Annotated in this window: 12 protein-coding genes; all 12 read right to left on the bottom strand. The window is 47.4% G+C overall.

All coding sequences use genetic code 11. From position 1 onward, the window contains the following. Position 1 precedes the first annotated feature (1 nt). Entirely contained in the window at positions 2-826 is an 825-nt protein-coding gene (kdsA, locus tag AC1ECB_RS17325; RefSeq protein WP_485664943.1) for a 3-deoxy-8-phosphooctulonate synthase, read from the bottom strand. After that, on the bottom strand, positions 823-1563 hold the full coding sequence (gene kdsB / locus AC1ECB_RS17330) for a 3-deoxy-manno-octulosonate cytidylyltransferase (protein WP_485664944.1): 741 nt from the start codon (positions 1561-1563) through the stop codon (positions 823-825). The genes kdsA and kdsB overlap by 4 nt, the downstream gene beginning before the upstream one ends. A gap of 33 nt (positions 1564-1596) precedes the next feature. Then, a complete protein-coding gene (gene lpxK / locus AC1ECB_RS17335) occupies positions 1597-2754 on the bottom strand; it encodes a tetraacyldisaccharide 4'-kinase (protein ID WP_485664945.1) in 1158 nt (385 codons plus the stop codon). Between the two features lie 26 nt (positions 2755-2780). Further along, positions 2781-4097: a 3-deoxy-D-manno-octulosonic acid transferase gene (locus AC1ECB_RS17340; protein WP_485664946.1), complete on the bottom strand. Its 1317-nt coding sequence runs from the start codon at positions 4095-4097 to the stop codon at positions 2781-2783. A 16-nt stretch (positions 4098-4113) separates the two neighbouring features. Next, positions 4114-5838: an ABC transporter ATP-binding protein gene (locus AC1ECB_RS17345; RefSeq protein WP_485664947.1), complete on the bottom strand. Its 1725-nt coding sequence runs from the start codon at positions 5836-5838 to the stop codon at positions 4114-4116. Further along, complete coding sequence (lpxB, locus tag AC1ECB_RS17350; protein WP_485664948.1) at positions 5835-6983, bottom strand: lipid-A-disaccharide synthase; 1149 nt, start codon at positions 6981-6983, stop codon at positions 5835-5837. Before lpxB ends, AC1ECB_RS17345 begins: the two co-directional genes overlap by 4 nt. A 13-nt stretch (positions 6984-6996) precedes the next feature. Continuing rightward, positions 6997-7803 (bottom strand): LpxI family protein, encoded by an 807-nt coding sequence (locus tag AC1ECB_RS17355; RefSeq protein WP_485664949.1) that lies wholly within the window; start codon positions 7801-7803, stop codon positions 6997-6999. A gap of 110 nt (positions 7804-7913) precedes the next feature. Beyond that, the gene (gene lpxA, locus AC1ECB_RS17360) at positions 7914-8735 is read right to left on the bottom strand and encodes an acyl-ACP--UDP-N-acetylglucosamine O-acyltransferase (protein WP_485664950.1); all 822 of its coding nucleotides are present in this window, start codon (positions 8733-8735) and stop codon (positions 7914-7916) included. A gap of 195 nt (positions 8736-8930) precedes the next feature. Further along, complete coding sequence (gene fabZ / locus AC1ECB_RS17365; protein WP_485664951.1) at positions 8931-9362, bottom strand: 3-hydroxyacyl-ACP dehydratase FabZ; 432 nt, start codon at positions 9360-9362, stop codon at positions 8931-8933. Positions 9363-9388: 26 nt separating this feature from the next. Then, positions 9389-10216: a UDP-3-O-acyl-N-acetylglucosamine deacetylase gene (gene lpxC, locus AC1ECB_RS17370; RefSeq protein WP_485664952.1), complete on the bottom strand. Its 828-nt coding sequence runs from the start codon at positions 10214-10216 to the stop codon at positions 9389-9391. Between the two features lie 91 nt (positions 10217-10307). Further along, entirely contained in the window at positions 10308-11081 is a 774-nt protein-coding gene (locus AC1ECB_RS17375; RefSeq protein ID WP_485664953.1) for an amino acid ABC transporter ATP-binding protein, read from the bottom strand. Between the two features lie 27 nt (positions 11082-11108). Beyond that, the gene (locus AC1ECB_RS17380) at positions 11109-13463 is read right to left on the bottom strand and encodes a hypothetical protein (RefSeq protein WP_485664954.1); all 2355 of its coding nucleotides are present in this window, start codon (positions 13461-13463) and stop codon (positions 11109-11111) included. Between the last annotated feature and the right edge of the window lie 76 nt (positions 13464-13539).

Here is a 13539-nt window from a genome sequence, read left to right on the forward strand (position 1 = left end):
GTTACTTGTGTTTCCGCGCAACGTTATCAATGGCTAATACATCTTGCAGTAAAGCCTCCACTTGGTCAATGTAGAGCATGTTGGGGCCGTCTGATTTGGCTTCAGGCGGGTTATCATGTACTTCCATAAATAGTACATCAATGCCTGTCGCGACAGCAGCGCGGGTCAGGTAAGGCACAAATTCACGCTGGCCACTGGAGGTCGTGCCGGCACCACCAGGAAGCTGCACACTATGGGTGGCGTCAAATACCACCGGATAACCGAGCGAACGCATAATCGGCAAAGCGCGAAAGTCGGCTACCAGGTTGTTGTAGCCAAAGGTTGCGCCACGTTCAGTCAATAGGATATTTTTGTTTCCGGCTTCTTCTATTTTGGCAATAACGTTTTTCATATCCAGTGGAGCGAGAAACTGGCCTTTTTTTACATTGATAACCTTGCCGCTGCGGGCGGCCTCATATACCAAATCAGTCTGACGGCAAAGAAAGGCGGGAATCTGCAGAATATCAAGCACCTCAGCGGCTGCTTCAATCTGGGTAATGCAATGAATATCACTCACTACAGGTACATCTAACTCTTTTTTTATATGAGCCAGGATCTGCAGGCCTTCTTTCAAACCAGGGCCGCGGAAAGAGTTATAGGAAGAACGGTTGGCCTTATCATAAGAAGCTTTAAAGATATAGGGAATGTGCAAGCGGTCAGCAATTGCTTTGATTGCCCGACCGATCGCTAAGGTACGTTCGGCATCTTCAATAACACAGGGCCCGGCAATCAGGGCAATAGGGCTTTGCCCACCAACGGTGATGTTTTTAATCTGTACTGTGTTCATAGATTACACCTCCTAAAATATTCGTTCACTTTTTCTAAGTCTTCCGGGGTATCTACGCCGATGGATTTAAAGTCGGTTTTAAGTACTTTAATCTTATAGCCGTGTTCCAGCGCCCGTAACTGTTCCAGAGATTCCATCTGTTCGAGCGGGGTCGGGATCAGAGCGGCATAGTTAAGCAGAAATTCGCGGCGATAGGCGTAGATGCCAATATGCTTGTACACCGGCAAACCACCCGGCAGTTTATTGCTGCGAGGATACGGAATGAGTGAACGGGAAAAATACAGGGCATAGCCGGTAAGGCTTGCCACTACTTTGACCGCACTGGGCAGATTATACTCATTTTTATCCATTTCTGTCATTAGGGTGGCCATATTTAGTTCAAGATCCTTATCAAAAGCACCTGCTAATAAATCAATAACTTCAGGTGCAATGAGCGGTTCGTCTCCCTGGACGTTGATAATAATATCCGCTTCCGGGTGTTCTTGGGCCACCTCAGCCAAACGGTCAGTGCCTGTAGGGTGGTCAGGCGAAGTCATCATTACCTGGCCGCCAAAGTCCTGAACTGTCTGGTACACTAGCTCATGGTCGGTGGCTATTAGCACGGCTGTTGGCCGTTTGGCTTTTTTTGCCTGCTCATAGACCCGCTGAATCATGGGTTTGCCGGCAATCAGGGCTAGCGGCTTGCCTGGCAGGCGGGTGGATGAATACCTGGCAGGAATTACACAAAGTATGTTCATGGTTTTTGCCTCCAAATCAAAGCTTTAGCACTCTCACGCCTCTTTATGTTTGGCTACATTTTTTATCATGTCCTTTAGTTCTTCATAGCCGTCATGAAATCTGACTTCAATAGACAATACATACACTGGCAGAGGCCGTTCAGAGTGAATAAATTCGGCAGGAATTTTAACAGCATCCTTGTCGGTGGTAATCAATGCCTCGGCCTTGTTATCAACTGCTTTTTGCATGATTACCTGCATCTCGGCCATGGTATAGTCGTGGTGGTCCGGATAGCGGGCAGCGGCAACGATTTTACCGTATAAATCAGTAATGGTTTGTTCAAAGGAGGATGGATTGCCAATGGCCGAAAATGGGAAAACTGAGCAACCTTTAATGACTTCCAAAGGCACTGTTTCCGACCGAACCCCCTTGTACCATTCTTCAATTTCAATAAAACACCGCGGGGTATGGGTGCTCTCAATAATTAGCGCTGCCGGATTATATTTTCGCAAGGTCTCCCTGATGGCGTCTCTGGCCGTGTCGGTAGACTGATCCACCTTGGTCAATAGAAAGGCATTGGCTCTGTTCAGGTTGGTGAGCGGTTCGCGTAATGTGCCTCTTGGCAGTAAAAAGTTATTACCAAAAACATTGATGGTATCAATTAGCACAATGTCAAGATCGCGTTCCAGCTGCCAATGCTGATAAGCATCATCCAGGATAATGACTTCAGCGTTTAGGTGCTCTACGGCGTAAGCGCCGGTAATGGAGCGGTTGCGGCCAATGACTACCGGTACGCCTGGCAGGCTCTTGGCAAGCAGATAGGCCTCGTCGCCTGCTTCGGTAACTGTCATGTAAATTTTATGACCATCAGACACAACACCAACTTGGCCCTTCCAGCCAGCCCGGTATCCCCGGTTAAGAATGACAACCCGGTATCCTTTATCGCGAATAAAAGCCGCCAGGCGCTGAGCCGTCGGGGTCTTGCCTGTCCCGCCGACAGTAATGTTCCCCAGACTGATAACTTTACAGGGAAGTTTGTACCGCTGCAGAACACCCCAGCGATACAATGCCAGCTTGCACTGTACTCCCAGTCCATAAATGAAAGACATGAAGCGAAGCACGCCAATAATCACGGCTGCTAACAAACTTTGTTTCTCGCCGTGCACTAGTTTATATAGATATACCTGGAGCGCTTCCCGCTGATTCATCATATAGTTTCCGCCTTTTCCTTGGACTTTCACTGCTGCCTGTTTATCAGAGCTATTTTTTGCTGCAATATTTCTTTTAAATACAAGGCACTTTTATGCGAAGCGCCACGATTTTCGTTGATAATCATAAGTGCTTCCTGACCAATCGCTTGTCTCTGCTCAGGATTATGCAGCAGCTTGAGCATTGCTTCGGCTAAACCGGCACTGTCACGAACGGTCAGACATACCCCTCGCTCAGAAAACAGCGCATATGTCTCTTTGAAATTAAACATATGCGGCCCGACTAGTATAGGTTTCCCATGAGCGGCTGGTTCTAAAATATTGTGACCGCCATGGGGGATAAGACTGCCGCCAACATAGACAATATCACCCAGACCATAGATTTTCCCCAATTCGCCGATGGTATCAACAATGATCATATCAGGGTTCCCGGCCAGTTTGCCTGGCATTTTGGTACGCCTTACAGCAATAAAGTTATATTTGGCTGCTAACTCAACAAGCTCATCGGCCCGTAATGGTTCACGCGGAGCAACTATAAACTGGGTATGGGGAAATTGTGCGCGAACCTCATTGAAGGCCGGAAACAGCAACTCTTCCTCACCCCGGTGAGTACTGCCTGCTACCAGGATTTGATCAGCGCTGCGTAGCCCCAGGGATGAGAGCAGTTGGCTCTTATCTTCCAGACTAAGTTCAGTATAGCTTTGGTCAAATTTGGTATTACCGGTAACAACCACCCGGGCCGGATCGGCGCCTAACCGGGTAATATATTGGGCATCAATGTTGGATTGCATGCAAAATGTGACAACAGTATCCAGCATATCAGATAGTACCCGTCCAAAGTAAATATAGCGATTTACACTCTTGTCGCTAATCCGGCCATTAACCATCATGGCCGGTATATTGAATTTCCGGACAGCTTTGAGAAAATTCGGCCACATTTCGGTTTCTACCATCAAAAAAGCCTGTGGCCTGATTTTGGCAACAACCGAATAACTAAGAAGCGGTAAATCCAAAGGGAAAAAGATAATACCGTCTGCTTCCGGAATAATGCGTTTGGCCATAGCATAACCACTAACAGTAACTACCGATACCACAATAGGGATACCTGGCAGCTCCCGCCGTATTTCTTTAACAATCGGACTTGCCGCCACAATTTCGCCAACTGACGCGGCGTGTACCCAAATAGCCTCTTTGCCGGCAACTTTTACCAGGGTTTCGACCGGCAAGACGCCGAAGCTCTGCTTCACCCGCTCTGCAATCCCCTTTTCCCGGACAAAACGTACAACAAATACAGGCAATACCAGGATGACTAGTATGACTGCCAGGATATTGTAAATAAAATACATATTGATACCTCGCCTCTTACTTATCGGCAAATTGCACTTGGTACAGTTTGCTGTACAGACTTCCTGCCGCCACTAATTCGGTATGGGAGCCACATTCGATAATTTGGCCTTTTTCTATAACTAAGATAACATCGGCGCGCTGAACGGTAGATAAACGATGAGCAATAACAAACGAGGTTCTGCCAACCATCAGCTTATCAAGTGCTCCCTGCACCAGTTTTTCACTTTCGGTATCAAGCGCCGAAGTGGCTTCATCCAGTATCAGTACACGGGGATCTTTGAGAATAGCCCGGGCAATGGCAATACGTTGGCGCTGTCCGCCTGAGAGCTTGGAGCCGCGTTCACCAATCTGAGTATCATACCCTTCAGGCATTGCCATGATAAACTCATGGGCGTTGGCAGCCTGGGCCGCTGCAATCACCTGATCTTTATTAGCTGCAAGATCGCCATACAATATATTTTCATAGACCGAGCCGTTAAAGAGCACTGTCTCCTGCGGCACGATGCCAATTTGTTCGCGTAAGGAATTCAGGGTGACGGTTTTAATATCATAGCCATCAATAGTAATACGGCCTGCAATTGGGTCATAAAAGCGGGGAATAAGGTTGGCAATCGTAGTTTTTCCGGCACCACTGGGTCCGACAATGGCAATCATTTGTCCGGCCTCGGCCACTAAAGATACGTTGCTAAGTGCCGGTTCACCTGGTTTATAAGAAAAATCAACATTTTCAAAGGCTACCCGCCCGGTAATACGCGGCAACTCCCTGGCTCCCGGCAAATCCTGAATTTCAGGCACAGTATCAAGGACATCGAAAACGCGCTGTGCCGCGGCCAGGGCCCGTTGGATGTTGCCATACACCCGGCTAAGACGTTTGATGGGATTACTGATATTAACGGCGTAAATTAAAAAGGCAATCAGCGAGCCTGCTGTCAGACTGCCATTGATGACCTCAGTGCCACCATACCAGATAATAACGGTAATTCCAATAGCGACCAAAAATTCAACAACCGGGGTCAGCGTAGCCATGATTTGGGCCGTTTTCATCTGGGCGCGAAAGTTGGAATAGTTTTCACGATTAAAGCGTCCTATCTCGTAGTCTTCACGGACAAAGGACTTAATAACCCGTACTGCCGCAATGGTTTCCTGTAGAACAGAGGTAATATCAGCCGCCCGTTCCTGCATGACCCGGCTGGAAATGCGGAGACGTTTACCAAAAATCGTAATGGCCTGCGCCACCAGTGGTAACGCAATAAAGGTCAGCAGCGACAGCTTCCAGTGCAGGTAGAACATAGCAGCCATGGAGCCCAGCAGTGTCATGCCTTCGGTAAACAGTTCAATTACACTGTCAACCAACGCATTCTGCAAAGCGCCCACATCATTGGTAATATGGCTCATGATAGCTCCCGTCTGGCGTTTTTCATAATAGGATAAGGATAATCGCTGCAAGTGACGGTATACGGATTCCCGGATATCAATAATGACCTTTTGTCCAATAAAGGACATTAAATAGGTCTGGCCGTAAAAGAAAACACCACGCACCATATACACTACTACGATGCCGATGGCAATTTTGTTGAGCATCGCCATATCTTTGGAAGCAAGGACGCCATCAATTACATCCTTGATAATCCAAGGCACGTACAGGTTGGCGCCGGAAGCAACTAAAATACACACAATAGCCAGCGCAAATCGCGACAAATAGGGACGTATGTAGCTGATTAGTCGTAAGTAAAGCTTCATGTAGTTACCTCTTTTTTTCTGCACGCTACTTCTAAGATGACCTCTGCGACTCGTTTCACGGCGCCAGTTTGGCCAAGCTTTGCTTTTACTTCAGCCAAGTCTGCCTGCGTTTTAGTGTAAACTTGACTATCTGTAAGAATTTTCAGCGTTTCGGCCGCAATGTTCTCTGGATTAGCATCATCTTGCAGTAATTCGGGGACAATACGGCGCCCGGCAATAATGTTTGGTAACCCGATATTAGGTATTTTAACCAAAAACTTGCCTAGAAAATAGGTAAGCGGAGCAAGTTTATAAATAATGACCGTAGGCGCTCCCATGATGGACGTCTCCAGGGTAGCTGTTCCAGAAGCTGCTATGGCGGCATTCGCCAAACCCATTAGGTCATAGGTATAATCGGTTGTTAAGGTAACAGGCACTTGATAACTGCCTATTATATCTTGCAGTATTGCCTGGGAAATTGTCGAAGCTACAGGTAAAAAGAATTGACAGTCCGGCAGCCTTTTCCGTATTATCTGACTGGCCCCCAGCATTACCGGCAGTAGTTTGACAATTTCCTGTTGTCGGCTGCCTGGCATTAACAATACAAGCGGCCGGTTCTGATCGGCTGTAAAGTGCTCATAAGCAGCTTCTTTGGTCATAGCCGGTTTTACAATATCCACCAGTGGATGACCAACAAAAGTAACATCCGCGCCGGCCTCTTCGTATACTTCAGCCTCAAAGGGAAAAATGGCCGCAACTTTATCCACTGTCCCGGCCACCCCTTTGGCCCGGCTGCGCCGCCACGCCCACGCTGAAGGGCAAATATACGACACAACCGGAATCCCTTTTGCTTTTGCAATTTTTGCCAGACGCATGTTAAAGTCCGCATAATCAATAACAACAAGCGCATCCGGACGTTCTTGGTCCATAAGGGCCGCCAGCTTATCCCGCAGTTCAAATAGCTTTCCTAAATTTTTTACAACTTCCACTAAGCCCATAATTCCCTGACCGGCAATATCATAATCTACTCGTACGCCTGCAGACCGCATGGCTTTGCTCCCCATGCCAAAAAGTTCAATATCCGGCTGCAAAAGTTTGAGGGCGGTCGCCACACTGGCGCCATGCATATCACCTGAGGCTTCGCCGACTGAGAGCATGATTTTCATGGTGGTGTCCCCCCTATTGCATAGCAACGATGGTTATGTTATTCATGTTAGCTAATTCAACAACCTGCTTTTTATCCACTAACAATGTCTTGCCTGCTTCGATAACCAAAGCTACTGCCCCTGCAGCAATCATGGTTTTTAGGGTATCCGGCCCCACACTGGGAACATCAAAGCGGGTATCCTGCTGTGGTTTAGCAGCTTTGGCCACTACAATACCGCCGCAACCAAGTTCTCCCCCCCGCTTAATACAGGCATCGGTGCCTTCAATAGCTTCCACAGCCATAACAGCTTTATTTTTTACAACAACAGTTTGACCAATATCCAAACCGCCAAGTTGACGGGCCATAGCCAGGCCGTACTCCATATCAGCTTGTTCCCCCGGAGTGGGCCGGCGGTTTGTAAGTACACCGGGCGGCGGCATAAGCTGACGAATAAACTGCGTCTGGTCAAGCACACCCACACCGGCTTTAGCAAATTCCTGCACAAGCGCCAGCATGACAGTGTCATCATTCAAATCCGGCAGTTTGGCTAACAACTGCTGCATACGCGCATCCGGGCGCGCTGTGCCGCTGAAGAGATGCTCCTTGGTAACCTTGCCCAGCATAGTAACTTGCTGTACGCCGTTTTGTTGCAGCAGACCAATCAACTTATCCAACTCACCCAGGCCAATTGTGTAAAAACGGGTGACGGCTTGTTCCAGTTCTGCTTCCACCCCTGGTGCCACAGCTATGGCTATCACGTCAAAACCCATGCCGCGAGCGGCACGGGCAAATTCTACTGGTAACCGGCCAATTCCGGCAATTAATCCGATTATATTCATAATGGTTTCCCACCTTATGTAGTTGATGCGGCACACTGCCGCATCAAGCACTGTTATCCTGTACTCTCTTTACCTATAGGTTTTGCTGAGTAGCATTTACCTATGCACTCCTAATTATCTGATTCCCTGCGTCCACGGCAAATACCGCGTTCTGCGTTGCGAAGAAACCGCAGCATATGCTCGACTTCTTCACAGGCTTCCAGTTCCTGTTCCATTACGGCAATGGCCTGAGGCAGGCTAAGGCCGGAACGATAGAGCGTTTTATAGGCTTTTTTCAAGTTGCTGCGAGCAACTGTGCCCACACCGGCGCGAGCGATACCAACACTGTTTAAGCCGCATACTTTAGCCGGATGACCGTCAACAATTACGAACGGCGGAATGTCCTGTACAACCTTGGAAGCACCGCCAATCATCGCATTCCGGCCAATTTTCACAAATTGATGCACACCGGCCAAACCACCGATAACGGCACGATCCTCTACAACTACGTGACCAGCCAGGGTTGCAGCATTGGACATAATTACATGGTTGCCAACAATACAGTTATGAGCAACATGAGTATAGGCCATCAGCAGGCAATTAGAACCAACCCGGGTTTCTTCCCCTTCGCCGGTAGCGCGATTAACTGTAGCAAATTCACGGATCTTGGTATTATCCCCGATAAACACGTAGCTTTTTTCGCCACGAAATTTCAAATCTTGCGGTTCAGCGCCGATAGAGGCACTGGGATAGATTACGCAGTTTTTGCCAATACTAGTCCAACCGTCAACCACTACGTGAGCGCCAATTTGCGTACCGTCTCCTATGAGCACATTTTCGCCAATAACGGCATAAGGCCCGATTTCTACATCTTTACCAATCCGGGCATTGGGATGGATTACTGCTGTTTCATGTATTTTATGCAATGGTATTACCACCGATTCCGGTTTCATATCAAAATCAACTCCCCACTAGAATTAGAACTATATAAGCATATTATATATGTCGTTTATTGTTATATATATTCCGACTGGACAGTCGAAAAATGACATGCCGATTTTGGGCAAAATAAAGCCATACTCTCTAAAATACGTACATTACTGGCATTTATCAACCGTCTTTCAGTATTTATATCCGTTTTTCAATCATTATACTGCTGTAAGTGCAAACAAAAATTCGGCTTCCGCCACAACCTGACCGTCAACAGAGGCTTGTGCCCATAACTTGCCGATTGAACCGCGAATTTTCAGAACCTCAGCTTCCATTAGGAGCTGATCACCAGGCGTAACCGGTTTTCTGAATTTAACCCGCTCCATCCCCCCAAAAACAGCCAGCTTGCCACGGTTTTCCTCAGGATATAGCATAGCTACACCGCCAACCTGGGCCATAGCTTCCAATATAAGAACTCCCGGCATAACCGGTTTTTGCGGGAAATGTCCTGCGAAGAAATGTTCATTGATGGTTACACTTTTTATGCCTACCGCCCGTTTCATTGGTTCAAGTTCAATAATACGGTCCACCAGTAGCATAGGATAACGGTGCGGAATAATGGCTTGAATCTCTGTTGCTGTCAAAATCATCTAGGAAACGCCTCCTCAAATCTTCATCACATACTTGCTTTTACAATCTCTTTGGCTAACGCCGTATTAAGCGCATGACTTGACTTTACGGCAATAACATGGCCGGCAATACGGCCGGCTAATGCCAAATCGCCAATTACATCTAAAATTTTATGCCGGACCAGTTCATCAGAGAACCGTAGCGGCGTTAAGCAATTTTCATCATCATATACTACTACATTATCCAGACTGCCTCCCAAAGCCAACCCTTGTGCTTTAAGGGCCTCTACCTCGTGCATAAAACCGATGGTACGAGCCGGAGCCAGTTCCCGGGCAAAAACTTCAGGAGTTATTTCATAGTCACCAAACTGAACGCCTAACAGTGGGTGCGGGTTAATTGAAGTAAAGGTGATGCGAAATCCGTCATAAGGTAAAATAGTAATAAATTTTTCAGGATAGCGCACTGTTATGGCTTGTTCAATGATAATGGGCGGACGACGCAGTTCAGAGAGTACCTGGATGCCTGCTGTTTCAAATAGTTTAAGAAAAAGCAAGGAACTGCCGTCAGCTACCGGTGGTTCCACAGAGGAAATTTCCACCAGGCAGTTGTCAATACCCATCGCGGCAAACGCAGCCAATAGGTGTTCCACGGTAAAAACTCTGGCCTCGCCAGCCTCGAGCGTAGTTGCCCGCATGGTATTGGTTACGTTGCTTGCCTTAGCCGCAACATGAGGTATACCAGTAAGGTCAGTCCGGGCAAATACAATGCCGCTACCGGCAGGTGCCGGGTTCAAAGCAATGGTTACATCCCGCCCTGAATGCAAGCCGATACCGGTATAAGTTACTCGCGAAGCTACTGTGGTTTGGCGATCCATAGGTTTCCTCCTGAGTTGTCTAAGTCCAATTAATTTTACAGGATATTGAGATTTTGTGCAAGTATGTTAATAAACTTAAGGAAACGAATAGTTATGCAATACATTTACCAGCCAGTGTACGGGCACTGGTATTGAGTTGGTACTCAATAAGTTCTTTATACTGACGGCCAACGTGAGAAACCGGATTAACAAACACTTGGCTGGGAATACCAGACTCTACGACAGTGCCTTTTTCCATCAGCACAATACGGTCTGCTACATGTAGTGCAAAAGCAATTTCGTGGGTCACCACCAGCATAGTGGCCGCCCGGTATTTTGCCAGTTCCTCCATAACGACAAGAACTTCTCTTACTAACATGGGGTCAAGGGATGCAGTAGGCTCATCCCACAACATGAGTTCTGGTTCAAAGGCCAGCGCCCGGGCAATGCCTACCCGTTGCTGCTGACCGCCGGACAGTTGCTCTGGTTTATGGTCCTGCAACTGTTCCATACCTACTTTGGTCATGGCAGCAAGTGCCTTGTCATAGGCCTCCTCTTTGGCTTGTCCCCCCATAACTAATCCCAGCATAACGTTTTCAATCGCGCTAAGACGATTGATAAGATTAAAGTGCTGAAATACATAGCCGATACGCTTACGCACCTTTCTTAGCTCATCCTCCCTTAATTGGGTAATGTCCCTGCCATCAAAAACAATCGAGCCACTATCTGGTTCAATCAGGCGATTAATTGTCCTGATGGTTGTTGACTTACCACAACCTGACGGCCCCATGATGACAACAGTCTCACCAGGTGCCACTTCCAGGCTAAGGTTGTTGACAGCGACCAGACTGCCAAATTTTTTATACAGGTTCTGGATGGCAAGCATACTGCTCACCTCCATTCTAGTCACATATTACTTAAACTTTACCTTACGTTGGTTCAACTTTTGCATAAGACCTGGACGGCCGCTGGGAATAACAATCTCTCGCATGACTTCGTCGAGAGACAGACCCAGTGCTTCACCGGCCATAACCTCTTCGCCGGCAACCGGGCTAATCTTTTCGGTATAGGCAGCCACTAACAAGCCAAGCAATGCACCGATAATAGGCACTCCAATCCAAGGCAGGTACGGAATACCACCGCCGGCGAGAATGAACATGGCTGTCAGCATAACTGCACCTACGCCCATACCATAGCGACGCTCAGGTGCAGTAAAAGCTCCAGTCATACGCTTTGCTACTTTGCGCCAGCCTGTGGCAGGCAGCTTTTTCGCTAAGCGCTTACGACGAATGACTGTCATGATGGCTGTGTGGTCCAGTCCCAGGAACAAAATGGTGATAATGATGGCTGTCATGCCTGCCAACACTCCTCTTACTTCATTAAGCACCTGGTATAGCTCGCCGCGCGCGTTGGGTTCAATTACACCCAATGCAGTCGAATATAGTGATACGTTATTATGTCCGGCCTGTGCATAAACAATAGGGGCCACAGCCTCTGTACCGATACTGCTGGTTGTCAAAATCTGAATCCTGGCACCGGGAATAACTTGTCCGGCGATAAATTTATCCAGTAAGGTAACTGAATGACTGATTTCATCATCTTTAAGATTAGGCACAGCGCTTGCCAGATATTGAACCTGAGCTGTAATCAAGGGCACATTAATTTCCTGTAACCCATTAAGGCGGACATTGGCATCTGTCAGTCCCCGCTTGGCTCCCTGCGCATCAAAAGCGCGCAATGTACCAAGTGTTGTTTCTCCGTTTGCAACAATGTTGTCAATAGCTGATTTAGCCTGGCGGGCATTAGCTGCCACACTATCAAGAGAGGCCAAACTGGAACTTAAACTGCCCAGATTTTGCTGTGCCCCTGTCAGCGTGCTGATAGTCGAGTTGACATCACCATTGAGCAACTTTAATACCTGCAGACTTGTAACCAAACCGCCGATGTTACGGGATGAGCTGTCAAGCTGATAACGGATACCGCGGGTGTCAATACCAGCCAGAGCATTGGTAGCAGCCTGAATGGTACCACCTGCCACCTGCAAACTTGATAAAGTGCCTGCTAACGCGTTTACACTGCCGTCATAGTTATCAAGTGCACCCAGCGCAATGCCGCTCAGGCTTTTGGCATCTTGGGCAAAACCGGGAATTTGTCCGACAAGCTTACCTGTCTCGCCTAATGCATTTCCCAGTTCCTGCCGTGGATTTTTATAGGTGGCGATAGCAGTTTGCGCTCCAACTACCTCTTTTTCTAATTTATAACCTGGTGTGTTGCCTAACTTGGAAGCATCACCCTGGGTGATACGACCTTCTGCCATGCCGTTGGCAAGAGCAGCTGTGATTTCCACAATTACATTGCTTTTTTCCGGTACTTGTCCAGCCTGAGGCAGCTGCGCAGCCTGACCCTGAAAGACAACAATATCCCCTTTTGCCAGTTTAATGCCAGCAGCCGGGGTTAGCGTGACTTGGGAAGCATAGGCTGACAGGAACCGTTTCAATTCGATCATGGTGCTGACCATATAGGTCATATCATCATTTTTGCCGTCAATCGATACATTCTGTGCATATTCCAGGTGCAGATCTTTTTGCATGGCTTCTGAAATACCTTCACCCAGACGTACTGGATTGGCCGGTTCGCTACCTACCGGAAAGGTAATTTCAATAACTTGATAGTCTTTTAAAATATTTTTGATACTGTTGCTTACAGCTGACGACTTATCCAGTGAAGTTAAAATAACACCAACACTGCTGCCATCACGGAAAGCAAACCGAACACCCTCCATTTGCATGATACGCTCAATCAACATGTTCTTTGCACCGTCTGGCACGCCGCGAATATTAAGGCGCGGCTCAGTCATCATGCCGACACTGCCACCGCCTGGGATGCTGCCAAAGGTTTTCGACAGATTTTCATATATTTCTTTGGTTTTATATTGGTCAGGCAGAGTAACATAAAAAAACGATTTGCCGGTAACTGTCGGTCCTTGAGTTACCGTGCCGCCAGGAAACACCTCGGCAACAATCTTGTTCACCTGTATGGCTGTATCGTCTTTCATTTCTTCCCTGACTTGAATTACTAAGTCATATTCACCATAGTCACCCACAAGGCTGGCTAGTGTATTCGAAAAATAGGCATTAGCGGCCATGGAGACCGAACTAGCTACCAATGAGCCGATAATTACACTTACAGTAAGCAGCGTTACAATGTCTCGTTGAATAGAATCCTTACATATGCGTCTAATTGTTCTCATTATTTTCATTTTTAACATACGTTTTAGTCACCCCATTTCTGGAGTACATTATATCACATATATCAGTTTTATGTAAATAAGTATATCAAAATTA

It is taken from the genome of Sporomusa sp. 246TCP1 (assembly GCF_057319775.1).

Bases quoted from the DNA above. Each gene is read 5' to 3' on its own strand.
- kdsA (WP_485664943.1), bottom strand. From the start codon at position 826: ATGAACACAGTACAGATTAAAAACATCACCGTTGGTGGGCAAAGCCCT.
- lpxB (WP_485664948.1), bottom strand. From the start codon at position 6,983: ATGAAAATCATGCTCTCAGTCGGCGAAGCCTCAGGTGATATGCATGGC.
- fabZ (WP_485664951.1), bottom strand. From the start codon at position 9,362: ATGATTTTGACAGCAACAGAGATTCAAGCCATTATTCCGCACCGTTAT.
- AC1ECB_RS17355 (WP_485664949.1), bottom strand. From the start codon at position 7,803: ATGAATATAATCGGATTAATTGCCGGAATTGGCCGGTTACCAGTAGAA.
- AC1ECB_RS17340 (WP_485664946.1), bottom strand. From the start codon at position 4,097: ATGTATTTTATTTACAATATCCTGGCAGTCATACTAGTCATCCTGGTA.
- AC1ECB_RS17380 (WP_485664954.1), bottom strand. From the start codon at position 13,463: ATGTTAAAAATGAAAATAATGAGAACAATTAGACGCATATGTAAGGAT.
- lpxK (WP_485664945.1), bottom strand. From the start codon at position 2,754: ATGATGAATCAGCGGGAAGCGCTCCAGGTATATCTATATAAACTAGTG.
- AC1ECB_RS17345 (WP_485664947.1), bottom strand. From the start codon at position 5,838: ATGAAGCTTTACTTACGACTAATCAGCTACATACGTCCCTATTTGTCG.
- AC1ECB_RS17375 (WP_485664953.1), bottom strand. From the start codon at position 11,081: ATGCTTGCCATCCAGAACCTGTATAAAAAATTTGGCAGTCTGGTCGCT.
- kdsB (WP_485664944.1), bottom strand. From the start codon at position 1,563: ATGAACATACTTTGTGTAATTCCTGCCAGGTATTCATCCACCCGCCTG.
- lpxA (WP_485664950.1), bottom strand. From the start codon at position 8,735: ATGAAACCGGAATCGGTGGTAATACCATTGCATAAAATACATGAAACA.
- lpxC (WP_485664952.1), bottom strand. From the start codon at position 10,216: ATGGATCGCCAAACCACAGTAGCTTCGCGAGTAACTTATACCGGTATC.